19 protein-coding genes and 1 tRNA gene are annotated in these 23709 nt (G+C 69.1%); 10 read left to right on the top strand and 10 right to left on the bottom strand.

The window, feature by feature from the left end; all coding sequences use genetic code 11:
- From Q5H91_RS12050 to Q5H91_RS12035, 4 genes are all read right to left on the bottom strand, one after another.
- Entirely contained in the window at positions 1-2286 is a 2286-nt protein-coding gene (locus Q5H91_RS12050) for a S9 family peptidase (RefSeq protein WP_305173653.1), read from the bottom strand.
- The gene (locus Q5H91_RS12045; protein ID WP_305173652.1) at positions 2283-5354 is read right to left on the bottom strand and encodes a glycoside hydrolase family 2 TIM barrel-domain containing protein; all 3072 of its coding nucleotides are present in this window, start codon (positions 5352-5354) and stop codon (positions 2283-2285) included. The genes Q5H91_RS12050 and Q5H91_RS12045 overlap by 4 nt, the downstream gene beginning before the upstream one ends.
- A gap of 77 nt (positions 5355-5431) precedes the next feature.
- Entirely contained in the window at positions 5432-8338 is a 2907-nt protein-coding gene (locus tag Q5H91_RS12040; protein WP_305173651.1) for a TonB-dependent receptor domain-containing protein, read from the bottom strand.
- A 182-nt stretch (positions 8339-8520) separates the two neighbouring features.
- Complete coding sequence (locus Q5H91_RS12035; protein ID WP_305173650.1) at positions 8521-9057, bottom strand: peroxiredoxin; 537 nt, start codon at positions 9055-9057, stop codon at positions 8521-8523.
- Between the two features lie 72 nt (positions 9058-9129).
- On the opposite strand from Q5H91_RS12035, the gene Q5H91_RS12030 reads away from it, so the two are divergent.
- Positions 9130-9936 (top strand): inositol monophosphatase family protein, encoded by an 807-nt coding sequence (locus Q5H91_RS12030; protein ID WP_305173649.1) that lies wholly within the window; start codon positions 9130-9132, stop codon positions 9934-9936.
- 151 nt (positions 9937-10087) lie between these two features.
- On the opposite strand, the gene Q5H91_RS12025 is transcribed toward Q5H91_RS12030, so the two are convergent.
- Positions 10088-12187, bottom strand: a complete 2100-nt coding sequence (locus Q5H91_RS12025) for an AsmA family protein (RefSeq protein WP_305173648.1) — start codon at positions 12185-12187, stop codon at positions 10088-10090.
- Between the two features lie 159 nt (positions 12188-12346).
- Between Q5H91_RS12025 and rpmI the strand changes: the two genes are divergently transcribed.
- From rpmI to Q5H91_RS11980, 9 genes are all read left to right on the top strand, one after another.
- Positions 12347-12550, top strand: coding sequence for a 50S ribosomal protein L35 (gene rpmI / locus Q5H91_RS12020; protein WP_305173647.1), 204 nt, complete (start codon positions 12347-12349; stop codon positions 12548-12550).
- 12 nt (positions 12551-12562) lie between these two features.
- Positions 12563-12928: a 50S ribosomal protein L20 gene (gene rplT / locus Q5H91_RS12015; protein WP_305173646.1), complete on the top strand. Its 366-nt coding sequence runs from the start codon at positions 12563-12565 to the stop codon at positions 12926-12928.
- A 194-nt stretch (positions 12929-13122) separates the two neighbouring features.
- Positions 13123-13434, top strand: coding sequence for a GIY-YIG nuclease family protein (locus tag Q5H91_RS12010; RefSeq protein WP_305173645.1), 312 nt, complete (start codon positions 13123-13125; stop codon positions 13432-13434).
- 22 nt (positions 13435-13456) lie between these two features.
- Positions 13457-14551: a phenylalanine--tRNA ligase subunit alpha gene (pheS, locus tag Q5H91_RS12005; RefSeq protein ID WP_305173767.1), complete on the top strand. Its 1095-nt coding sequence runs from the start codon at positions 13457-13459 to the stop codon at positions 14549-14551.
- 145 nt (positions 14552-14696) lie between these two features.
- Positions 14697-17183, top strand: coding sequence for a phenylalanine--tRNA ligase subunit beta (gene pheT, locus Q5H91_RS12000; protein WP_305173644.1), 2487 nt, complete (start codon positions 14697-14699; stop codon positions 17181-17183).
- A 79-nt stretch (positions 17184-17262) separates the two neighbouring features.
- Positions 17263-18144, top strand: a complete 882-nt coding sequence (locus Q5H91_RS11995) for an aldose 1-epimerase family protein (RefSeq protein WP_305173643.1) — start codon at positions 17263-17265, stop codon at positions 18142-18144.
- Entirely contained in the window at positions 18141-18986 is an 846-nt protein-coding gene (nadC, locus tag Q5H91_RS11990; protein WP_305173642.1) for a carboxylating nicotinate-nucleotide diphosphorylase, read from the top strand. The genes Q5H91_RS11995 and nadC overlap by 4 nt, the downstream gene beginning before the upstream one ends.
- A 38-nt stretch (positions 18987-19024) precedes the next feature.
- Entirely contained in the window at positions 19025-19426 is a 402-nt protein-coding gene (locus Q5H91_RS11985; RefSeq protein WP_305173641.1) for a hypothetical protein, read from the top strand.
- Positions 19423-20139, top strand: coding sequence for a ribonuclease T2 family protein (locus Q5H91_RS11980; protein WP_370655260.1), 717 nt, complete (start codon positions 19423-19425; stop codon positions 20137-20139). Before Q5H91_RS11985 ends, Q5H91_RS11980 begins: the two co-directional genes overlap by 4 nt.
- On the opposite strand, the gene Q5H91_RS11975 is transcribed toward Q5H91_RS11980, so the two are convergent.
- The 5 genes from Q5H91_RS11975 to Q5H91_RS11955 form a co-directional block, all read right to left on the bottom strand.
- A complete protein-coding gene (locus tag Q5H91_RS11975) occupies positions 20136-20540 on the bottom strand; it encodes a DUF4112 domain-containing protein (protein WP_305173640.1) in 405 nt (134 codons plus the stop codon). The two genes, Q5H91_RS11980 and Q5H91_RS11975, sit on opposite strands and share 4 nt — an antisense overlap.
- Before the next feature lie 5 nt (positions 20541-20545).
- The gene (locus Q5H91_RS11970; RefSeq protein WP_305173765.1) at positions 20546-21832 is read right to left on the bottom strand and encodes an ABC transporter substrate-binding protein; all 1287 of its coding nucleotides are present in this window, start codon (positions 21830-21832) and stop codon (positions 20546-20548) included.
- A gap of 158 nt (positions 21833-21990) precedes the next feature.
- Positions 21991-22074 (bottom strand) — tRNA-Leu (locus tag Q5H91_RS11965).
- Between the two features lie 36 nt (positions 22075-22110).
- A complete protein-coding gene (locus tag Q5H91_RS11960; protein WP_305173639.1) occupies positions 22111-22617 on the bottom strand; it encodes a metallophosphoesterase family protein in 507 nt (168 codons plus the stop codon).
- Positions 22614-23687, bottom strand: a complete 1074-nt coding sequence (locus Q5H91_RS11955) for an SPL family radical SAM protein (RefSeq protein ID WP_305173638.1) — start codon at positions 23685-23687, stop codon at positions 22614-22616. The genes Q5H91_RS11960 and Q5H91_RS11955 overlap by 4 nt, the downstream gene beginning before the upstream one ends.
- Between the last annotated feature and the right edge of the window lie 22 nt (positions 23688-23709).

The following is a 23709-nucleotide window of genomic DNA, read 5'->3' as shown; positions in this document are numbered from 1 at the left end:
CTACCGCGCGTTCCAGTCCGCCACACCCTCGCCGCGCAGGGCCCGCAGGAAGAAGTCGTAGTGGCGGCGCATCGCATAGGGCACCGGGCCGGTGGTGCGGCCGGCGCTGTGCTCGCCATTGGGGATCACCAGCAGGTCGAACGTCTTGTCGGCGCGGATCAGCGCGTCTACGACCTGCATGGTCGAGGCCGGATCGACGTTCGAATCCTGCTCGCCGACCACCAGCATCAGCTTGCCCTGCAGCTTGCCGGCATGCACCACGCCGGAGGCGTTGAGGTAGCTCTGGTCGACCGGCCAGCCGAGCCACTGTTCGTTCCAGTCGATCTTGTCCATGCGGTTGTCGAAACAGCCGGCATAGGCGATTCCCGCCTTGTAGAAGTCGGGGTGGAAGAGGAGCGCGTTCAGCGTGTTCTGCCCGCCCGCCGAGCCGCCATAGATGCCGACCCGGCTGAGATCGACGGCAGGGTCCTTCGCCGCCAGCGCCTTCATCCACGCGATCCGGTCGGGGAAACCCATGTCCTCCATGTGCTTCCACGCGACGTCGTGGAACGCCTTGGACCGGTTGGCGGTGCCCATGCCGTCGATCTGGACGACGACGAAGCCCAGGTCGGCGAGCTGCTGCATCCCCATGACCTTGTCGCCACCGGAAAAGCCGCCAAACGGCCAGAACGCCTTGGGCACGAAGCTGTCGTGCGGGCCGGCATAGATGTTCTCGATCACCGGGTAGCGCTTCGCGGGATCGAAGTCGCGCGGCCGCACGACCACGCCGTAGATGTCGGTGCGTCCGTCACGGCCCTTGGCGGTGAAGCGCTCGGGCGGGCGAAAGCCGGCGGCGGTCAGGCGGGTGATGTCGCCCTTCTCCAGCGTCGCGATCAGCCGGCCGTCGCGCGCATCGTGCAGCTCCGTCGTCTCGGGCAGGTCGGTGCGCGAATAGACGTCGACATAGCGGCTCATGTCAGGGGAGAAGCGCAGTTCGTGCGTCGCGTTCTCCTTCGTCAGGCGCACGAGATTGCGGCCGTCGAAATCGACCCGGAACCACTGCTTGTAATAGGGGTCTTCGCCGGGAACGTAGCCGCCGGCGGAGAACCAGATCTGGCGCTTCTCATCATCGACCTTGGCGATGTCGCGGACGATCCACTCGCCCTTCGTGATCTGGCGCTTGATGCGTCCGGTCGTGGCGTCGACCAGATAGAGGTGGCGCCAGCCGTCGCGCTCCGACGCCCAGACGATCTCCCGCCCCAGCCCGCCGACATCGTGGCCGAAGATGCGGTCGCGGAAGACGAAGGTCGCCGGGTCCTCGCCGACCGCGACGTGCGCCGCGCCGGTATCGGCATCCACCGCAATCGTGCGCGCCTCGCCGAAGCCGCGGCGCAGATAGTCGAACGCGACGCTTTTCCCGTCCTTCCGCCACGTCGCTTCCGACAGGTAATACGGGTTGGGGAATAGGGTGTCGGCGATGGCGATGCGCCTGCCGTCGGCGACCGCGAACAGCACCGGCCGTTCCTGATCGACCGCGTCGCCGGGCTTGGGATAGAGCTGCTGCACCACCTCGGGCTGCACCTTGCCGGGCGGCGCGGCGACGACGCGGGTGACCATCCGGGCATAGCCGGGGCGTACGCGATAGGCGATGACACGGCGGCCGTCCGGCGCCCAGGCGATCGTCTCCGGATCGTAGAAGTCGGCCGGGCTGCCGTCCTGGCTGCGCCACGCCTCCCTGCCGCCGCCCGCGACGCGGACGACCAGATTGTCGTCGAGGACCAGCGCCTCCAGCCTACCGTCCGGCGAAGGGCGCGGATGGTTCTCGGCGGGCACGCGCAGGTCGCGCACCACGCCGAAGCCGCGCGGGCGCGACGGGTGCTCGGGCGGCACGACGGTGCAGACGGTCTGGACCAGCGTGCAGCGGACGGTGTCGTCGTCGATTTGCGCCACGATCGCGCCGCGCCCATCGGCATAGTCGAATGCCTCGAACGGCAGGCGCAGCGGGTCGACCGGCTTGCCGGTCAGCGCCGCCAGCGCGCGGGCGACCACGCCGGCGTCGAACGCCGGACGTTTGTCACCGCCGTCGCGGGCGACATCGACGAACGCGTAACCGCCCTCCACCGTCTTGCGATAATGGAAGTGCCGGCCATCCTCGTCCCAGGTCGGCGGGGTGGCGATGTCGCGGGTCAGCCACTGCCACTGCTCGCGCAGGTCGATCGATCGCTGGATGCGGTCGGCGACCGTCGGCCCTTGCGCGGGGGCGATCTGCGGCAGGGCGAGGAGTGCCAGCGCCAATGCGCGCTTCATCGGTCGGCACCGATCGTGAAGCTGTAGGTCATCGGCTTCAGCGGGATGCGGTACTGCGGGTGCGCGCGTCCATCCAGGTTCCAGCCGGTGTCGCCGCCGACCCCCGCCTGCGCCGCGTCGATCATCAGCGTGCCGTCGCCGTGCGGGCGGATGTCGCTGCTGTGACGGAACTCGGACAGGTCGTCATAGGGGAAGGGCAGCGCGTTGACCGACAGCGGCTGCGCGCCGGTCACCCGCAGCCCGCCTCCCGCCCCGGTCAGCGCGATCCAGCGCACGTCCTGCTTGGAACCTGACTCCTGCGGACGGGCATAGGCGTGATACTGGTCGGCGAGCGCGCCCTGCCAGACCGCGACCAGCCCGCCGGTCTTGCGATCGGCGTACGTTTCCTGCGGCCCCCGCCCATACCAGCGCACCCGGTCGAGCGCGGCGGGCGTGCGGAAGGTCAGGCCGACGCGCAAGGGGTCGGGCAGGGTGGTGCGGAGCGGCGTGAACGTCACCTCGGCGCGCGCGGTGCCATCTGCCGCCATCGTCCAGCGCGTGACCATCTTGACCGATCCCACGCCCATGTCGTGACGAACGACGATCGCGTCGCCCTCTGCCGCGATGCCGTCGAGCCGGCGGTTCTCGGAGAACTGCTTCCACATCGCGTGGCTCTTGGTCACGCCGGTGCCGACATCGTTGTCGGTCGGCGCGCGCCAGAAATCGGGCGTGCCACCGGTCAGCAGCGTCCGCCCGCCGCGCGCGTAGCGGCGGACGAGGCCGGTGGCCCGGTCGACCTCCAGCACCGCGCCGCCGGCCTCCAGCGTGAACGCGTCGGGCGTCCCGGTCGGGGCGACGCCCGCCGTGACCGGCAGGGCGCGCGGGGCGGATAGCGGGAACTGCTCCCAGCCGACGACATGACCCGCCGCGACCAGCGGGATCGCCCCCGCCTTCGCCCGCGCGCGCAGCACCAGGATCCGCTCGGCACCCGAATCCTTTGCCGCTGGCGGGGTGAAAGCGAGCGGGGCATGGCCACCCGGCGCCACCGCCGGGGTTGGGATCGTGCCGGTGGCGACGGCGCGGCCGTCTTCCATCATCGTCCAGTCCAGCGTGAAGCGCGACAGGTCGATATGGTCGTGCCGGTTCTCGACCTCGTAACCGGGGCGCACCGCGGCGAAGGCGATCGGCGACTGGACCTTGGCCATCTCGTAATATTCGGGATCGGGTACGCGGGTCGATCCGACCACGCCGTCGCCGACCGGGCTATCGTCACCGCCCTTGTTGGCGAAGTCGGGGCCTTGCGCCCAGAATGCGCGGCCGTCCTTGTCCTTCATCAGGATCGTCTGGTCGACCCAGTCCCAGATGAAGCCGCCCTGCAGCTTGGGATATTTGCGGAAGACGTCCCAGTAATCCTGGAAATTGCCCAGGCTGTTGCCCATTGCGTGGGCGTATTCGCACAGGATCAGCGGCTGGGGGAATTCGGGCCGCTCGGCATAGTCGGCGATCTTCCAGACATCGTCGTACATCGGCGCGAAGATATCGACATAGGGCAGCGTCGGATGGCGCCACCCGCTCATGCTGACACCCAGGAAGCTGACGAGGCGCGACGGATCGCGCGCCTTCACCCACTTGCCGGCTGCCTCGAAATTGGGGCCGACGCCGCTCTCGTTGCCCAGCGACCAGAAGATGATCGACGGGTGGTTCTTGTCGCGCTCGACCATGCGGGTGACGCGGTCGAGATGCGCCGCCGCCCATTCGGGCTTGTGGCCCAGGTTCAGCGTCGGGTCGTTCTTCTCCTGGGTCAGCGACAGATAGCCGTGGCTCTCGATATCCGCCTCGTCCATCACGTAGAGGCCGTATTCGTCGGCCAGCTCGTACCAGCGCGGATCATTGGGGTAGTGCGACGTGCGGACCGCGTTGACGTTCGCCTGCTTCATCAGCTCGATATCACGCCGCATCGTCGCCTCCGACACGACATGAAAGGTGTGCGGGTCATGCTCGTGCCGGTTAACGCCGCGGATCATGATCCGCTTGCCGTTCACCCGCACCTCGCCGCCGGCGATCTCGACCGTGCGGAAGCCGATGCGGCGGCTGGTCGCCTCCACCATGCGGCCCTGCGCATCGAGCAGCTCGACCAGCAGCGTGTAGAGGTTCGGCGTCTCTGCGCTCCAGCTGCGGATGCCGGGCAGGTTGCCCGCGATGCGCGCCTTGCCGCCGGTCACGGCCGCCTCCTGCATCAGCAGTGCGCGCTTGCCGTCGAGCAAAGTCGCGCGCACCCGGCCGGCCGGCCCGGTGTCGGCGACATCGACGTCCAGCGCCAGCCGCCCGTCGCGATAGTCGTTGGTCAGCCCCGCCTCAACGCCCAGGTCACGCAGGCGGGTGGCGGGAGCGGCGTAGAGGGTGACGCTCCGCTCGATCCCGTTGACCCGCCAGAAATCCTGGTCCTCCAGATAGCTGCCATCGGCGTAGCGATAGAGCTCGATCGCCACCGTGTTGCGCCCCGGCCGGGCGGCGGCGGTGACGTCGAACTCGGCAGGGAGCTTGGAATCCTCCGAATAGCCGACGCGCACGCCGTTGACCCACAGGTAATAGGCCGCGCCCGCCGCGCCGACCGTCAGCAGCAGGCGCCGCCCGGCAAAATGCGCCGGCACGGTGAAGTCGCGGCGGTACGACCCGACCTCGTTCAGCGTGTGGTCGATCCAGGGCTGGTTGCGGGGAAAGGGATAGCCCGAGCCGACGAACACCGGCCCGCCATGTCCCTCTGCCTGGAGGATGCCGGGCACCTTCATCGTGCCCCAGCCGGACACGTCATAGCCGGGCTTGTAGAAGTCCGCCGGCCGCGCCTCCGGCGTCGGTGACAGGTGGAACTTCCAATCGCCGTCGAGCGACAGGTGATAGCGCGACTTGCGCACATCGTCCGCCAGCGCCAGCCCGCGCGTCTCGAACCCGCGGAAGGTCGCGTGCATCGGCTCGGCGCCCTGGCGGAACACCTCCGGTTGTTCCCACTCGGCCGGAACGGGCGTCTGCCCCACCACCGGCACGGCGAACGCCGCGAGAAGAAGGGCGATCGTCGGGCGGTGATGGGGCATGGCGGTCTATCCGTTCGCGGCCGGTGAGACGGCCGACCTAGCCAAGGGCAGGCCGGCCGTCACGGGGCGTTTCGGTGTCAGAATTGGGCGTTCAGTCCGATGAAGAACGACCGCCCCGCCACATCGTACATGCCGGGATAGGTGTTGCCGTTGCCGAACACCGCCAGCAGACCCTGCGCGATCGCGGGCGGATCCTTGTCGAGCAGGTTGTTGACGCCGAAGCGGAAGGTCAGCCCCTTCTGCACCGCGACCGTGCCGGCCAGGTCGAAATAGCTATAGGCGGGCAGCTTGGCATTGATCGTGTAGGCGTCGCCCTCGAGAAACGGATCGTCGGTGTTGTTGGTCAGCCGCGTGCCGCCGATATAGCGCCAGTTCAGCGAGATCGTGCCGATCTTGTCGGGATCGGTGTAGCTGATCCGCGCCTGGTGCCGCCACTCGGGCGTAGGCTGGCCGCAGGTCGGCCCGAATAGGCCCTTGCAGTCGTAGGAGCCGAGGCCCGGCAGCGGCTCGTTACGCAACTCGTTCAGCCAGGTGCCCTGGAAGGCGAGCGCAATGCCGCCAGCGCGGGTGTCGACATCCCAGCTGGCGCCGACGTCGATGCCCGACGTCTTGAGCGAGCCGGTGTTCTGCGTGGTGCCGATCACATAGCCTTGCTCGCCGAACAGCGCGCCCGATCGCGGATCGCGACGGAGCAGCGAGCAGAAGAACGGGTCGCCGGTCGCGAAGCACTGACTGATCGACAGCGACGGCGCGATGGACGAGATGTAGTCACGCACCTTGATGTTGAAATAGTCGACCGACAGCGACAGGCGCCGGACCATGCGCGGTGTCAGGACGATGCCGGCGGTGTAGGTATCCGCCTCTTCAGGGCGCAGCGCCGGATTTCCGCCGAACTGTTGGGTGCAGACGTCGGTCGGGCAGGCGATGATCCGTCCGTATTGCGCGGCGGTGACGCCGGTCAGCTGGCACTGCGCCAGGCTGGCCCGCGGCGTTGCGCCCGAGCAGGGATCCTGACCTGACACGTTGCCGAGCCCCTGCGACTGGAACAGCTCCGAGATGTTGGGCGCGCGGATAGCACGGTTGTAGCTGCCGCGCAGGCGGAGATCGCGAACCGGTGCCCACGAGATCTCGCCCTTGTAGGTCGAGATGCCATCATCGCGCGTGCTGTACTTCGAATAGCGATAGCCGCCGGTCAGCGTCAGTTCCTCGAAGAAGGGGCGGTCCTCGACGAGCGGCAGGCGCACCTCGGTGAAGAACTCGGTGACGTTGAAGCGCCCCTCGCTCTCGGTCGTGCCCTTCTGCTGGGCGAGCGCGTCGGCGCGGAACTCCAGGCTCTCGCGGCGATGCTCGGCACCCAGCACCAGGCCCACGCCGTGCGACGCCCAGGGGCTCTGCACGCCGTAGCTGGTCAGGTCCGCCGATACGGTGCCGGTGAATACCGACTCCTTGTCGAGCCCGCGGGTGAAGGTCGGCGCGTAGATATAGCCGAACGCCGCCTCGCTGATCCCGTTGTAGCGGAACACGTCGAGCGGGACGCAATTGGGGTCTGTGCCGTCGATCACCGACTTGCAGGTCGGCACGCCGGCCACATTGACGACCTGGAGCGCGCGATTGGCCTTCGCCGGATCGATGTCGTTCTGGTAATTTTCGTTGAACAGCACCGACGAGAACAGCGCGCCGACGTCGTAGCGGATGCCGGTCGCGATCTCGCCGCGCAGGCCGCCCGACACGCGATAGTCGGTGTGGCGCAGGTCGTCGCGCCGCGGCCGCGCCGCGCCTGCCACCGGCCGATAACCAATCAGCGTAGTCTGCGACGTGTTGGTGCCGTAAGCGGAGCCGCAGAGCAGGTTGCCCTGCTGCGCGCTGAGCAGCGGATTGTCGCAGTTGATCGTGAAGGTGGTGCCGACAAACAGTGCGGACGGCGCGACCTGCGAGTTGGTGTGGTCGTCCATGAACATGAAGCTGCCGTACAGCTCGGCTTCCTTGGCGATCTCATAATGCGCGAAGGCGCCCGCGGTGTAGCGCGTGTCGTTACGCTGGAAGAAATTCAGCGGCGCGTAGTTATAGCGGAAGCCAAGATTGTAGGGCACCCACGTCTTGTTGCCGTCGCGCGTGTTGTTGAATGCCACGGTGGCACTGGGGCCGCTCAGCGGCTGGAAGAAGCCGAACTCGTTGTTGGTCGACCCGCCGCAGACATAGCCGTCGCGCGCCGTATTTGGATCGAGCGCGCAGGCCGACACGTCGCGGTTCGCCTGCAGGATGGGCTGTACCTCGCGATAGCCAAAATAGGCGGTGACGTTGCCGCGGTTGTCGGCGAAATTCGCACCGACTGCGATGTTCGCGTCGAAGCGCTGGCCATCGACCGGCGAGGGCAGGGCGGTGCTGAACCCGGCCGAGCGGGTCAACGCGCGCCGCGCGCTGTTGTCATTGTTGTGCGCAGAGAAGCCATACTGGGTATCGACCAGCACGCCGTCGAGATCATCGCGCAGGATGAAGTTGATGACGCCCGATACAGCGTCCGAGCCGTACACCGCCGAGGCGCCGCCAGTGACCACGTCGATCCGCTGGACCAGCGCCGAAGGGATGAAGTTCAGGTCGGTTGCCTGGATTGGCAGCAGGCGCTGGCCATTGACTAGCACGAGATTGCGATTGCTGCCCAGATTGCGCAGGTTGACGCGCGCGGTGCCATCCGAGCCGTTGGAGACGTTCTCGTTCGAATCGGGCGTGATCTGCGGTAGGCGGTTCAGCACATTCTCGACATTGACCGCGCCCTGAAGGCGGATCTCGGCCGAATCGACAGCTGTGATCGGGCTGTTGCTCTCCAGTCCCGGCACCTGGAGGCGCGATCCGGTGACGACGATCGCCGTATCCTCATCGGCGGGCGCATCGGGAGTAGGAGAAATCTGGGCCGTGACTGGCTGAGCCAGTCCCAACACCAGTGCAGTCGCACCGGTAGAGCGTAGCAAGCTCGACAGTCGTACCATGACAACACCCCTCTTTTATGACAAAGGGGATATACATTATACAAAAACGGAGGCAAATATATTATACAATACGGTGACACTTTTTTGCGAAAGTTCCTCCTTGGCCGATTGACGGTGACAAACATGGATGTCGGCGCCGACACTCTCGACAGGCAGTCGACGCCAGATGGGCGGCGCGTTACCTAACCGCGCTTCAGCTTCTGCACCGCCGCCAGCGTACCCGACACGTGCTCGGCCGGGTTCATGTCGTCATGGACATAGGCGATGTGGCCGTCCTGGGCGATGACGTAGCTGGTGCGCTTGGTCACGTCGCGTCCGCCGACCTGCTGGCCGAGCGCCACGTCGTATCCCTTGACCACGGCCGGGCCGGCGCTGGCGACGGCGAACTTGCCGGCGCACTTCTCGGCCGAGAAGCGGGTCAGCGTGGGTACGTCGTCGGCGGACATGCCGACCACCGTCGCGCCGGCCGCCCGGAACTGGGGGATCGCCTCGGCAAAGGCGTGCGCCTCGGCGTTGCAGCCGCCGGTGAAGGCGGCAGGGAAGAAGTAGAGCACGACCGGCCCCTTCTTCAGCAGGCGCGCCAGGTCGACCGACACGACCTTGCCCGCGACGGCGCCGCGCGTGGAAAAGCCGGGCGCCGTCGCCCCCGGAGCGAGCGCGGCCATCGCCGGTGCGGCGAGCGAGAGGGCGGCGATGAGGGTCAGGGCGGTGCGGCGCATGGCGGAAGTCCTTCCGGGGTCGAGGGTTCGATGGGTGTAGCGCGCCTGCGCCGCCCGCGATAGGCAGGCGGCATGCCCGTGACCGCCGCCGACATCGAACTCGCCCACGCCCTTGCCGACGCCGCAGGCGCGGTGATCCGCCCCTATTTCCGCAAGGAGCACGGGCTGGAGATGAAGGCGGACCACTCGCCTGTCACGCTCGCCGACCGCGAGGCGGAGGCGGCGATGCGCCGGCTGATCGAGGCGGAGCGCTCGGCCGACGGCATCCACGGCGAGGAATATGGCATCAAGGAGGGGCGCACCGGGCGGCAATGGGTGCTCGACCCGATCGACGGCACGCGCAGCTTCACCGCCGGGCGCGCGATCTTCGGCACGCTGATCGCGCTGGTCGAGGATGGCTGGCCGGTGCTGGGCATCATCGACCAGCCGATCCAGCGCGAACGATGGGTGGGCGTGACCGGGCGCGGCACCACGTTCAACGGGGTGCCCGCGCACGCCCGCCTCTGCCCCGAACTGGCCGGCGCGACGATCGCCACCACCAGCCCGCACCTGTTTGCCGAAGGGGACGTGCCGCACTTCATGGGGCTGGTCGCCGCGGTGTCCGGCGGCAATCCGCGGCAGGGGCCGGTCTATGGCGGTGACTGCTACAATTACGGGCTGCTCGCGTCGGGGCATCTCGACATCGTCGCCGAATCGGGGTTGCAGCTCTACGACTTCGCCGCGCTGGTGCCGGTGGTGGAGGGCGCGGGCGGGCGGATGTGCGACTGGAACGGCGACCCGCTGACCGCGTCGAGCGCGGGCCATGTGCTGGCGATCGGCGACCCCGCGCGGACGGACGATGTGCTCGAAGCGATCCGGGCGATGCCGCACGCGCATTGAGGGGGGGGGCTCAAGCGGCACCACCCCTCCGTCATCCCGGCGAACGCCGGGACCCATGGACCCGGTGCCGCCACCGTTCGTGTGCCATCGCCAGCCACGTCGCAACCATGGGTCCCGGCGTGCGCCGGGATGACGAATAGGGGGGGCGGCGTCAAAAAATCCCCAGGAACTTCTTCTTCTGCCCCTTCGTCCCGCCCTTGCCATCCTCGCTGGTGGCGGTGGTGCCGCGGCCGACATCGTCGCGCACTTCGCCCTTGGTGGTGCGCTGCGCCTTGGCAGTGGCGCCGGCGAGGACCGGGCCGCACGCCGCCGACTTCGCATCGCCGACATCGACGAACGCCAGCACTCCCGCCAGCGGCGTCGCCACCAGCGACAGACCCAGCCCCGCACCCGCCCGCCCGAGCAGTTCGCCGGATATGACGTTCAGCGACGGCTTGGCGAAATAGCCGCCCAGCCCGACCGGCGACTGACCGGAAAAGAGCGAGAATTTCTTGCCGTCGGCGCGGAAGGCCAGGTCGATCGCCTCGTTGCGGAAGCTGAAGCCGCCGCGGCCGACGATCACGTTCTTGCTCGTATCGATCAGGATCGGATCGGCGGCGGCGATGCCGTTGCGGACAGTGAAGGCCAGCAGGCCGCAATTCACCTCGACCGGCTTCTTCAGCTTGTCCTCGAACATCTTCTGCACGAACGTGCCGAGGTCGAGTTCGGCAAGCTGGACGTTGCGCGTCCACAGCGTCCCCTGCGGCATCACGAACGCGATCCGCCCGCGCGACGTAGCGAGGGAATCGTGGATCGTGTCGCCGCGCCCGGCCAGCTGGATGCGGCCCTTGATCGTGCCGGTCGTCCCCGCCTCCGCCACGCCGTATCCGGCGAGCAGCCGCCCCATCGGTGTCGGCGCGAGACGGATGTCGTAGGTGACGGCGCTCGGCCGCTGGCGCGTGTCGAACACCACGTCCGACGCGACATTGCCGCGCGCCATCGCGAAGGTCAGCGGCGACAGCGCCAGCCGCCCACGCTCCAGCGCCAGCGTCAGGTCGATGTTCGAGATCGGCAGGTTCTTCGACCGGACCACGCCGATCTTCCATTTCAGGCCGGCGTCGAATGCCTGCATCGTCTTCACCGGCAGCGCCGCTTCGGGCAGGATGCGCTGGGGTGCGGCGCCGGTCGCGGCGGCGGCGGCGACCGCGCCCTTCGCCGCGACGATGTCGGGGTTGTAGCCGATGAACGGCGCGGCATCGACGATGTCGAGGCTCTTCGTGGTCAGCACCGAATCGAGGTGCACCCGCTTGCCGTTCCGGATCGTCAGCCGCCCGGCCAGGTCGGTCTGCCCGGCGACGCCGCGGACGCGGGTGAAGCGATACTCCTCGCCCGCCTTCACCAGCTGACCGCGCAAGCGGTAGTCGCGGGTGTTGGGAATGACGACGCCGATGATGCCGAGCAGCTCGGACAGATTGCGTCCGCGCGCGGCCACGGCCAGCGGCACATTCTCGATATTGGCGATCGAGGGCAGGGTACCGGCGACGTCGACGGTGTTGCCCGCCGCGCGCAGCCGGGCGACCAGCTCGTTCCTGCCCCGGTTGGCGGTGGCGTCAGGCGACAGCAGCCGCGCGACCAGCGTGAACGGCGTGTCGCGGATGCGGCCGGTGCCCGTGACGCCCACCGCCTTGCCGATGCGCGCGTCGGTCGAGCGGATATCGGCGACCTTCAGGTCGGCGAGCACCCGCATCCGCGGGTCGAGGTAGCGGACGGTCGTGCCGCTGACGGTCGCCGTGTCGATGCGGGGAAATTCCAGCGGCTTGCCGCCCTTGTTCTCGCCGAAGGTCCAGCTGTTGGCGGTGTGGGCGCGGTTCCATTCCAGATCGACCGCGCCGTTCGTCAGGTCGAGCGTGTAGAAGCGCCGCTTGCCGAACAGCAGCGACAATGGGGCGATGCGGCTGTCGATGCGGTCGGCGGTGAACAGCTGCGGCCGCGTCGCCCATTCGGGGTTCGAGATCACCAGCCGCTCGGCGTAGAATTTGATGCGCAAGGGTGCGAAATAGAGCTGGAAGTCGCCGCCGACCGTGACGGTGCGGTGGGTCAGCCCGCCGACGATCCGCTCGAATGGATGCTTAAGGAAGCGGCCCTTGGTGACGAACAGCACCAGCCAGACAGCGAAGATCGCGACGACCACGCCGATCAGGACGTTGCGCAGGCGACGCCGGCGGCTGCGCCGCGGCGGCGCGGACTCGGGCAGGACGGGCGCCATCTCCATCGCCGCCCGACGCTTCGCGGCCGTTCCGGTTCCGCATCGGTTGCAATCCGCGCGGTGCGCGGCTAAGGGCCCCGCTTCACCGAGCGATGCGCGTGAAGACGGCCCGGCCAATGGGGCTGCCGCGGCTGTCCGATGCATCGCCCATTTGAAAGGACCAAAATGCCCAAGCTCAAGACGAAGAGCGGCGTCAAGAAGCGCTTCAAGCTGACCGCGACCGGTCTGCTGAAGCACGGCGTCGCCGGCAAGCGCCACCGCCTGATCTCGCACAACTCGAAGTACATTCGCCAGAATCGCGGCACCAAGGTGCTGGCGAAGGCCGACACCGCCACGGTGAAGGCCTGGGCGCCGTACGGCCTGAAGTAAGGAGACAGGGACATGGCACGCGTCAAGCGCGGTGTAACCACCAAGGCGAAGCACAAGAAGATTCTTGAGGCCGCCAAGGGCTATTATGGTCGCCGCAAGAACACCATCCGCATCGCCCGCCAGGCCGTCGAGAAGGCCGGGCAGTATGCGTATCGCGACCGCAAGGTTAAGAAGCGCACGTTCCGCGGCCTGTGGATCCAGCGCATCAACGCCGGTGTCCGGGCCGAGGGCCTGACCTACTCGCAGTTCATGCACGGGCTGAAGCTGGCCGGCGTCGAACTGGACCGGAAGGTCCTGGCCGACATCGCCATGCACGAGGAAGCCGCCTTCAGCGCGATCATCGCGCAGGCCAAGGCGGCACTGCCCCAGGCGGCGTAAGCTGTTTCGGATTCAGGATACGGGGCGTCGGTGGCAACACCGGCGCCCTGTTTCGTTATGGCGCGCGCGCCAGAAAACTTCGTCATTCCCGCGCAGGCGGGAATCCATAAACGCTGAAGCTGCTGATAGGAACGCGAACGTCAGCGCGTCTGGATCCCCGCCTGCGCGGGGATGACGAAGGGGTAAGGAGTCAGATGGAACGCCAGCCCTGCGTCTACATCCTGGCTAGCGGCCCGCATGGCACGCTCTACGTCGGCGTCACGTCGAACCTGCTCGGCCGTCTCGTTCAGCACCGTGAAGGATTGATCCCGGGGTTCACCTCCCGCTACGGCGTGATCCGTCTGGTCTGGTACGCAGTGGCCGACACGATGGAAGCGGCGATCGTCCGCGAGAAGCAGTTGAAGAATTGGCGGCGCGACTGGAAGCTGGCCTTGATCGAACGCGATAATCCTGACTGGCAGGACCTCGCCATCGGCCTCGGCCTGCCGGCGCTCTCGGGAGTATGACGTGAACGACGACCTCGACCATATGCGTGCGCACATGCTGGCCGCTGTGGAGGCGGCACCCGGGCTCGACGCGCTCGATGCCGTTCGCGTCGACGCGCTCGGCAAGCAGGGCCGCATCACCCAGCTCCTGAAGACGCTGGGCGGGATGACGCCCGAGCAGCGGCTGGTCGAGGGGCCGCGCATCCAGGGCCTGCGCGAGGCGGTGACGACAGCGATCGCCACGCGCAAGGCGGCGCTGGAGGATGCGGCGCTGAATGCCCGCCTTGCCGCCGAGACGCTCGACATGACGCTGCCGGTCGACGCGACGCCGGCGGGCACCGTCCATCCGGTCAGCCAGGTGATGGACGAGTTGGCGGAGATCTTCGCCGACCTGGGCTTCGCGGTCGCGACGGGACCGGAGATCGAGACCGACTGGCATAATTTCAGCGCGCTCAACATTCCCGAGACGCATCCGGCACGCGCGATGCACGACACCTTCTACCTCGCCGGGGTCGAGCCGGGCGGGGACGAGCGGACGGTAAAGCGCGTGCTGCGCACCCACACCTCGCCGGTCCAGATCCGCACCATGACCAGCCAGGCGCCGCCGATCCGCATCATCGCGCCCGGTCGCACCTATCGCAGCGATTCGGATGCCACCCACACGCCGATGTTCCATCAGGTCGAGGGGCTGGTCATCGATCGCGGCATCACCATGGGCCATCTGAAATGGACGCTGGAGACGTTCCTGAAGGCGTTCTTCGAGCGGGACGACATCGTCCTGCGGCTGCGCCCCAGCTATTTTCCCTTCACCGAACCCTCGGCAGAGGTCGATGTCGGCTACACGGTGGTGAAGGGCAAGCGGGTGATCGGCGGCTCGGGCGATGACACCGATGGCGGCTGGATGGAGGTGCTGGGCAGCGGCATGGTCCACCCCAAGGTCATCGCCGCCTGCGGCCTCGACCCCGCCGAGTGGCAGGGTTTCGCCTTCGGCTGCGGGATCGACCGGCTGGCGATGCTGAAATACGGCATCGACGACCTGCGCGCCTTTTTCGACGGCGATATCCGCTGGCTGAAGCATTACGGCTTCGCCAGCCTCGACGTACCGACATTGTCGGGCGGTGTGGGCGTGGCGGCCTGAACCCCACGCCCATCCGTCATCCCGGCGAACGTCGGGAGCCATGGATGGGGTGCGGCATATTGGCGGACGTGACGGTCGTCATCGGCCGGTCGCGTCCATGGGTCCCGGCGTCCGCCGGGATGACGGAAGTTATGGGATTAGCCCGATGAAGTTCACCCTCTCCTGGCTCCACCAGCATCTCGACACCGACGCGTCGCTGACCGCGATCGTCGAGGGCCTGACCCGCATCGGGCTGGAGGTGGAGGGCGTCACCGATCCCGGCGCCGCGCTGGCGCCGTTCCGCGTCGCGCGTGTCCTGACCGCGGAGCGGCATCCACAGGCGGACAAGCTGCAGGTGCTGTCGGTCGACGCTGGCGACGGACCGATGCAGGTGGTGTGCGGCGCGCCCAACGCGCGCGCGGGGCTGGTCGGTGTGTTCGGCGCGCCCGGCACCTACGTCCCCGGCGCCGACATCACCCTGAAGGTCGCAGCGATCCGCGGGGTGGAGTCGAACGGCATGATGTGCTCGGCGCGCGAGCTGCAGATCGGCGAGGGGCATGACGGGATCATCGAACTGCCGGGCGATGCGCCGGTGGGCGACAGCTACGCCGATTATGCCGGGCTGACCGACCCGGTCATCGACGTGTCGATCACGCCGAACCGGCAGGACTGCATGGGCGTGCGCGGCATCGCCCGCGATCTGGCGGCGGCGGGGCTGGGCACGCTGAAGCCGCTGGCCGACGCCTATCCCGATGCCGTCATCCCCGCCGCCACCTCCGTCATCCCCGCGCAGGCGGGGATCCAGACGCGTGACGGGAGTGAGGGAGCCGCGACTTCAGCGTCTCCGGATTCCCGCCTGCGCGGGAATGACGCGGTCGAGCCTGTGGAGGGGCAAGGCCCCGGCCCCGAGGTCCGCACCGAGACGCCCGGCTGCCCGGCGTTCTATGCGCAGGGCATCACCGGCGTCGCCAATGGCGAGGCGCCGGAGTGGATGCGGCGTCGCCTCACCGCGATCGGGCAGAAGCCGATCAGCGCGCTGGTCGACATCACCAATTACGTGATGATCGATCTCGGTCGCCCCTTGCACGTCTACGATCGCGCCAAGCTGACCGGCCCGCTCGTCGCGCGCGCTGCGACGGCGGGGGAACAGGTGCTGGCGCTCAACGGCAAGACCTATACCCTGACCGTGGGCATGACGGTGATCGCCGACGCCGTCGCCGTCCACGACATCGGCGGCATCATGGGCGGCGAGCATTCGGGCGTGTCGGACGGCACCACCGACGTGATCGTCGAGTGCGCCTATTTCGAGCCGGAGGCGATCGCCCGCACCGGGCAGGCACTGGCGCTGACGAGCGACGCACGGCAACGGTTCGAGCGGGGAGTCGATCCGGCGTTCCTCGACGCCGGCCTTGCCGTCGCCACCCGCCTGATTCTGGCGCTGTGCGGCGGCACCGCGAGCGGCATCACCCGCGCGGGCGAACCGCCGCTCGCCACCAGGACCATCGCCTATGACCCCGACCTCGCCGAAACGCTCGGCGGGCTGGCGGTCGCGCCCGAGCGGCAGCGCGAGATCCTGACCTCGCTCGGTTTCGCGGTCGGCGACGACTGGCGCGTCACGCCGCCGACCTGGCGCCGCGACATCGATGGCCCCGCCGATCTGGTCGAGGAGGTGATCCGGATCGAGGGGATCGACAAGGTCGCCCCCGTGCCGCTGCCCCGCATCCCCGGCGTCGCCCGTCCGACCGCCACCGCCGAGCAGAAGCTGGAGCGCCGCGTCCGCCGCGCAGCCGCCGCGCGCGGGCTGGACGAGGCGGTGACGTGGAGCTTCGTGTCGGAGGCGCAGGCGGCTCCCTTCGACGGCGGCGCCTTCACGCTGGCCAACCCGATCAGCGAGGAGCTGAAGGTGATGCGCCCGTCGCTCCTCGCCGGCCTGCTCGCCGCGACCGAGCGCAACCTGCGCCGCGGCGCCGGCAGCGTCCGCCTGTTCGAGATCGGCCGCCGCTATCTGGAGGATGGCGAGCGGCCGACACTGGGCCTGATCCTCGCCGGCGACCGCCGCGCGCGTGGGTGGCAGGGGGGCAAGGCCGCCGGCTACGACGCGTTCGATGCCAAGGCGGAGGCGCTGGCGCTGCTCGCCGCCGCGGGCGCACCGGTCGACAATCTCCAGGTGATGGGGGAGGCGGGCGACGCCTTCCATCCCGGCCAGTCCGGCACGCTGCGGCTGGGGCCGAAGACGGTGCTGGCGCGGTTCGGCATGTTGCATCCGGCCCTGCTCAAGGCGTTCGACCTCGACGGCGCGGTCGCGGCGGTCGAGCTGTATCTCGACGCGCTGCCGGCGAAGCGTGGCGCAACCGGCTTCATGCGCCTGGCCTATGCGCCGCCCGCGCTTCAGCCGGTCCGCCGCGACTTCGCCTTCCTCGTGCCCGCGGCGCTGACCGCCGATGCGCTGGTTCGCGCGATCCGCGGCGCCGACAAGGCGTCGATCGTTGCCGCGCGCGTGTTCGACGTGTTCGAGCGTGACGGCGAGAAGTCGGTCGCGGTCGAGGCGATCCTCCAGCCCGGCGACAAGAGCTTCACCGAGGCGGAGCTGAAGGCGGTCGCCGACAAGGTGGTCGCCGCAGCGACGAAACTGGGCGCGACTCTGCGGGCGTGACGCTTCGGCAAGGACCAGACCCCAGCCTGCGCCGGGGGTGCGAGAAGGCGGCCGATCCCGGCCTGCGACAGGAACAGCGATGACCGACCTGATCTGGCTGACCAACGACCATCTCTCCGCCGCGATCAATCCGTTCGGGGCGGAGCTGACGCATCTGCGCGACGCGGACGGTGCCGAGCTGATGACCGACGCCGATCCCGCCTTCTGGCCCAAACATGCCCCCGTGCTGTTCCCGGTGATCGGCATGACGCACAGCGGCACGATCCGGGTCGACGGGCGCGACTATCCGATGAGCAAGCACGGCTTCGCCCGCGACCGGATGTTCGCGGTGGTGGAGCAGGATGCGACGTCCGTCGTGTTCGCCCTGGCGGCCGATGCGGAGACGCAGGCCAGCTACCCCTTTGATTTCGAAGTGCGACTGCATTTCGCGCTCGACGGCGCGACGCTGCGGGTGACCGCGACGATCGTCAATCGCGACCCCGATCGGCCGTTGCTGGCGCAGTTCGGCTTCCATCCCGCCTTCGCCTGGCCACTGCCCTACGGCGCGCCGCGAAGCGACCACCGCATCGTCTTCGACCGCGACGAGCCCGGCCGCCTGCGCGAGATCGCGCCTGACGGGCTGATCGCCGCGGCCACGGCCGACAGCCCGCTCGAAGGGCGCACGCTGCACCTGGCGGACGCGCTGTTCGCGCATGACGCGCTGGTCTGGGACCCCGTCGAGTCCGATGCGGTCACCTATGGCGGCGCGACGGGCGGGCGGCTGCGCGTGCAATTTCCCAACACGCCGGCGCTGGGCATCTGGACCAAGCCCGGCGCGGCCTTCCTATGCATCGAACCCTGGCACGGCATCGCCGATCCGGAAGGGTTCGCCGGCGAGTTCCGCGACAAACCCGGCGTCTTCGAAGTCGCGCCCGGCGGCGAGAAGCGGATCATGATGAACGTGACGGTGGAACCCCGATGAAGAACCTGCCCCCCGACTTCGACCTGGACGGCTTCATCAACGCTGTCCTTGCCGAGGATTTGGGTCCCGTCGGCGACGTCACCTCCGCCGCGGTGATCCCGGCCGATGCGCGCTTCACCGGCGTGATGGCCGCGCGTGAGCCGATGGCGGTTGCCGGGCTGCCGCTGGCCGAGGCGTTCTTTCGCGCGCTCGATCCCGATGTCGTGGTGGAGCGCTGCGTGACGGATGGCGACCGCGTGGCGGCGGGCACGGTGCTGCTGCGCCTGTCGGGCAATGCCCGTGCGCTGCTGACCGCGGAGCGGTCGGCGCTCAACACGGTGCAGCATCTGTCGGGCATCGCGACGCTGGCCGCCGCCTATGTCGACGCGATGGGCGATACGGGGGCGATCCTGCTCGACACGCGCAAGACCATCCCGGGTCTGCGCTTGCTGGAGAAGTACGCGACGCGGATGGGCGGCGCGCACAATCACCGCATGGGCCTGTGGGACGCGGCGATGATAAAGGACAATCACGTCGCGGTCGCGGGCGGAGTCGCGCCGGCGGTCGAGCGCGCGGTCGCCGCCGGGATGGCGCGCATCATCGTGGAGGTCGACCGGCTCGACCAGATCGAGCCGGCGATCGGTGCGGGCGCGACCCACCTGCTGCTCGACAACATGTCCGCGCCGAAGCTGGCGGAGGCGGTGGCGATCGTCGCCGGCCGCGTGCCGACCGAGGCGTCGGGCGGCGTGACGCTCGACACGATCGGCGCGATCGCGGCGACGGGCGTGACCTATGTCAGCGTCGGGCGACTGACCCAATCGGCGCCGGCGGTCGATATCGGGCTGGATTTCTCGGCGGCCTAACTCCTAGGGTGCGGGCGAACGACGAAGGGGAAGTGCGGGTGCGCCCGAAATCCGTGATCCACGCCGAGCGGCTCTATCTGCTGGCGACCGTACTGCTGCTGGCCGGCACGGTGATGGCGTGGGGGCCGTTGCAGGAGGTGTATGGCACCGGGCTGGCGGCGGGGGTCACGGCGCTGATCGTCGGCGCGTTCCTGCTGCTGATCCTGTTCGCCACGCGCCGTGGGAGCAACGTCGCGCGGGTACTGCTGGTGGTGCTGACCGCGCTCGGCGCCGCATCGCTGCTGTGGCAGATCGCGAGCGGGCAGGTGGCGCTGGGGCTGCTCGGCGTCATCAACACGGTGCAGGTGGTGCTGACCGTGCTGGGTGCGGTGCTGCTGTTCCGGCCGAACGCCGCGACCTGGTTCGCGCGGGCACATGACGACTGGGAGGAGGACGCGTGATCCACCGGCTGCTGATCGTCGCGGCGATGCTGGCCGCGCCGGTGACGCTCCACGCCCAGGCGCTGCAATGCGCCGTGCCGGGCGAGGTGCCGCGCGTCCGCCCGGATCTGCCGAGCCGCGAGCAGCCGCGTCGGGTGGTGCTGATCGGCAGCTATACGCTGGCGATCAGCTGGTCGCCGCAATTCTGCCGGAGCGGCGCCGGCGACCGACCCACCTCGCGCTTCCAGTGCGGCGAGGACAACCGCTTCGGCTTCACCCTGCACGGCCTGTGGCCGGACGGGGTGGAGAAGCAGTGGCCGCAATATTGTCGCCCGGCGCAGATCGTGCCGGCGCGGGTGATCCGCGCGCATCTGTGCGCGACGCCGTCTGCGCAGCTGCAGCAGCATGAATGGGCCAAGCACGGCACCTGCATGGCGGGCTATACCCCTGCGCGCTACTTCGCACGCTCGACCGCGCTGTACCGGCGACTCCGCTTCCCGGACATGGATGCGCTGTCGCGGCGGTCGCTGACCGCCGGCGGACTGGCGAGCGCGATCGCCGCGCGCAATCCGGGCCTGGCGCCTGAGATGATGCGCATCACCGCCGACCGGCAGGGCTGGCTGGACGAGGTGTGGATCTGCCTGAGCAAGGATTTCCGCTATCGCCGCTGCCCGGTCCATCAGGGCGGACTGGCACCGAATGCGGACCTGCGCATCTGGCGGGGGCGGCGCTAACCCTCCAGCGTCACCGTGCCGGGGTGATGCTTGTCGAGGTGCTTGCGGATGATCCGCAGGTTGCGGGTGTTCGACCGGAAGAAGAAGTCCGCCGCATCGCCCACGAAGGGGACCAGGCCCAGCATCGCGTCGAAGCCGACATTGCCGGCCATCCGTGCCAGCTGTAACTTCGACATGCCCAGGTTGCGCGCTTCCCACACGATCCAGCTGCCCATCGCCGCGGCCAGCACGTCGCCGATCACCGGCACCAGCCCGACGATGAAGTCCAGGCCGACCGGGCGATTGATGCCGGGGACGGTGAAGCTGCGCTCCAGCAGCCGCTCCATTGTCTCGATCCGGCGCCGGATCGCGGCGGGGTCACAGTCCAGGGGGAGGCGGTCGAGCGATGCGGTGTTGGCCATGATCCTCAATTGGCGTCGGGGCGCAGCCGATTCAACGGGTGCCACGCGCGCGCGTTCGGCTGCCACGCCGCCAGTCGCGTCGCGACCAGCGACCAGCGGAGCGGCCGGGCGAGGGGGATGAAGGCGCCGTCGGCATTCATCTCCACATCCGCTGCGGCGATCGCGGCGCCGCGGCTCGCCTGATCGGGCGCCGTGCGTGCCGCCTCCAGCGCCTGCGTCGCGGGTTCCGCGCAAGGGGCGCAGGCGGTCGCCAGATACCAGCGCGCGCTGTCATAAGGGGCGACCACGTCGATCAGTCGCAGATCCGCCTCTTCCGTCGGCGCGACCCGGTCGAGCACGACGCCAACGCTCGCGAACGACGCAGCCAGCGATCCGTAGAGCAATGTCGCGCCCGACCCGCGCGGCAGGGCGATACGCAGCCGCACCTGCTCCGGCCAGGCCGCGACCCGCGCCTGCGCGGCGGCGCGGCGCTGCTCCAGCGTCAGCAGCGACCAGCTTGGCACCTGTGGCGGCGCGGCGGAGTCGAGCGTGTCGGGCAGGATACGATCCGCGGCCTCCCAGGTCGGGGCGATCGCGGCGACCAGCTGGGCCCGATCGATCGCCTCCGACAGGGCCAGCCGGTTACCGGCATCTGCCAGGAACCCCTCGCGCCGGACCACCGCCAGCCCGAACAGCCCCGCTGCCGGATCGATCCGCACCGCGGTGCGCGGCAGGTCGACGGTCGCGAGCAGCGGCCAGTCGGCGAAGCTGCCCCCCGCGACATAGTCAGACCGGCGCATCGCGAAGCGCAGGATGGCCAGCGACGCTCGCTCGCCGATCAGCCGCACGTCCTGCTCGGGCTCCAGCTCGCGCTGGTCGTCGGGGTCGGCGCGGCCGGGATCGAAAGCGGGGCGCAGCAGCGGCGCGGCGCCCGCCTTGGCCATGCGCAGCGGCCCGCTGCCCCAGGCAGGGGCGGGGCGGATCAACGTCAGCTCGGGCTGGGCGAACAGCTTCAGCAGGTCGGGCCGGGGCCGCGACAGGCGGATCTCGATGACCTGCGGGGTCATGATGACGATCTCGTCGATCGCGGTCAGGAAGGGGGACAGCGGATTGTCGCTGCGCGGCGACAGCCGGCGGCGGAGCAGCTGCACCACCTGTTCGGCGGTGACGCGGGTGCCGTCCTGCCAGTACGCCTCGCGCAGGCGGAAGATATAGCTTCCGCCGCCGTCGAGGACCGTCCAGCGTTCCGCCAGCCCCGGTTCGATCTGGCCGGCGGCGTCGAAGCGGACCAGGCCCTGCCCGGTCGCGTCGATCAGCAGCCGCGCCGGCAGGCTGGCGGGTGGCGAGCGGTCCGCCAGATCGTCGAGCGAGATGCCCCGTATGCCCGGCTCCGTGATCGCACTGGCGACGACCGGACCCGAATCGGGCCGCCGCTCGCAGCCGGCGGCCAGTCCGGCGAGCAGCAGGGCGATGGTGCGGACGACGGGACTCGAACCCGTACTCCGATGGAAGCCGATTTTAAGTCGGCAGCGTCTACCGATTCCGCCACGTCCGCGCACGTTGCAGGGAAAGCCCGATGCGGGCGGGCGGGTCAAGCCGCGTCGTCCTTCTTCTGTCCGAGCAGCAGGCGATCGAGCGTGACCGGCGCAAAGCCGTGAACGTCGACGCCGACGTCATACTGGCGCGGCAGCGGCTTCAGCCGGCCATGACTGTGCCCGTGCAGGTTCAGCGCGCCGCGATGCTGGCCGTTCCAGCTGCGGAAGGGATAGTGGCACAGCACCAGCCGGCGGTCGCCGACCGCGATCTCCGCATAGTCGCCGACGCTGCACCAGCCCTGCGCCGTCGATGCCCCGTCGGTATCGATATTGCCGCGGATCAGGTGCTTGGTGCCGTTCAGGCGCACTAGCAGGGCTGGGACATCGGCGGGCCGCCGGGCCACGTCGCCGAGGTGCCAGACCTCGTCATTCGGACCGACGACGGCGTTCCAGCCATCGATCAGCAGCGCGTCCATCGCGGCGACGTCGGCGAAGGGGCGGCCGCGGATGTTGATCGTGCGGTGGTCGCCGAAATGCGTGTCGGCGGTGAAGAACAGTGTCATGTCCAGTAGAGGATCCGCGCCATCGGCAGCGCGTCGCCGATCCGTGCCTCGAAAAAACTGCGCAGCGCCCGCATCGTCGCGGCGTCGTAGACCTGCTTTTCGGTACCGAACTTGGTCCGCTTGGTGACGCGGTCCTGCCCGCTCATGTCGAGCGCCGATCCGGGATACCAGCTGTCGAGCACCGCCTTCGATCCGGCGGTGAAGCGGTGGGTGATAAGCTCGACCGTCAGGTCCAGCCCGGTCACGCCCGCCAGCTGTGCGGCGATGGCGTCGATCAGGTCGCCGTAGGCCGGCTGCCAGCCCTCCGCCGCGATGATCGGGGCGATGGTCAGCCCGACCGGATAGCCGGCATCGGCCATGCGGCGGAGCGCGACGAGCCGGGCCGCGACCGGCGCGGTGCCGCCCTCGAACCGGGCAAAGGCGCGCGGGTTGACCGAGGCGCGCATCCGCGTGCGGCCGTGATGGGGAATGTCGAGCAGCGGCGCGACGTCGGCGAACTTGGTTGTGAAGCGCAACTGCGCCGCCACGTCCCATTCGCCGAACCAGCGGATCGCCGCCGACAGCGAGCCGGTCAGCGGCTCCAGCGCGAGCGGGTCGGTGTAGCAGCTTGCCTCGAACGTCGTGCCCTCATGCGCGCGGTCGTCGCGGCGCGACGTGATCGTGCCCTGTCCCAGATAGGGCGGCAGGCCGGCGAGGATCTCGTCGAGATTGGCGTAGACGCGGGTGATCGGCGGCCCTTTCAGCGAGCCGGCGAGATAGCAGTAGCTGCAATGCGCTGGGCACCCCTCGGCCAGGTCGACGCGCCAGTCGGCGCTGGGCGCGATCGGTTGCAGGCGGCGCTTCGACGGTGGCGCGACGACGACGGCGAGGGTCGCCTTGGCCTCGGCATAGGCGCGGCGGGAATCTTCGGGCAGGGCGAGCGACAACCGGTCGCCGGGCAGTTCGACCACTTCTATGTCGAGCGAGGCCGCACGGTCCATGATCGCGCGCCCATGGGCGAAGCCCTGCGCCGACCGGGTGACGATCAGGCGCCGCGGTTGCCAGGCGCGCAGGAGGGGAGCGGTCGACACCGGTCCCCAACGGTCGACGCCG

Origin of the sequence: Sphingomonas aurea, assembly GCF_030678875.1 — a bacterium.
Taxonomy (GTDB): Bacteria; Pseudomonadota; Alphaproteobacteria; order Sphingomonadales; family Sphingomonadaceae; genus Sphingomonas; species Sphingomonas aurea.
This window is presented reverse-complemented; position numbering and strand designations above follow the sequence as displayed.

Coding starts and splice junctions, on each gene's coding strand:
- Q5H91_RS12050 (WP_305173653.1), bottom strand. CDS start 2,286: ATGAAGCGCGCATTGGCGCTGGCACTCCTCGCCCTGCCGCAGATCGCC.
- Q5H91_RS12045 (WP_305173652.1), bottom strand. CDS start 5,354: ATGCCCCATCACCGCCCGACGATCGCCCTTCTTCTCGCGGCGTTCGCC.
- Q5H91_RS12040 (WP_305173651.1), bottom strand. CDS start 8,338: ATGGTACGACTGTCGAGCTTGCTACGCTCTACCGGTGCGACTGCACTG.
- Q5H91_RS12035 (WP_305173650.1), bottom strand. CDS start 9,057: ATGCGCCGCACCGCCCTGACCCTCATCGCCGCCCTCTCGCTCGCCGCA.
- Q5H91_RS12030 (WP_305173649.1), top strand. CDS start 9,130: ATGCCCGTGACCGCCGCCGACATCGAACTCGCCCACGCCCTTGCCGAC.
- Q5H91_RS12025 (WP_305173648.1), bottom strand. CDS start 12,187: ATGGAGATGGCGCCCGTCCTGCCCGAGTCCGCGCCGCCGCGGCGCAGC.
- rpmI (WP_305173647.1), top strand. CDS start 12,347: ATGCCCAAGCTCAAGACGAAGAGCGGCGTCAAGAAGCGCTTCAAGCTG.
- rplT (WP_305173646.1), top strand. CDS start 12,563: ATGGCACGCGTCAAGCGCGGTGTAACCACCAAGGCGAAGCACAAGAAG.
- Q5H91_RS12010 (WP_305173645.1), top strand. CDS start 13,123: ATGGAACGCCAGCCCTGCGTCTACATCCTGGCTAGCGGCCCGCATGGC.
- pheS (WP_305173767.1), top strand. CDS start 13,457: ATGCGTGCGCACATGCTGGCCGCTGTGGAGGCGGCACCCGGGCTCGAC.
- pheT (WP_305173644.1), top strand. CDS start 14,697: ATGAAGTTCACCCTCTCCTGGCTCCACCAGCATCTCGACACCGACGCG.
- Q5H91_RS11995 (WP_305173643.1), top strand. CDS start 17,263: ATGACCGACCTGATCTGGCTGACCAACGACCATCTCTCCGCCGCGATC.
- nadC (WP_305173642.1), top strand. CDS start 18,141: ATGAAGAACCTGCCCCCCGACTTCGACCTGGACGGCTTCATCAACGCT.
- Q5H91_RS11975 (WP_305173640.1), bottom strand. CDS start 20,540: ATGGCCAACACCGCATCGCTCGACCGCCTCCCCCTGGACTGTGACCCC.
- Q5H91_RS11960 (WP_305173639.1), bottom strand. CDS start 22,617: ATGACACTGTTCTTCACCGCCGACACGCATTTCGGCGACCACCGCACG.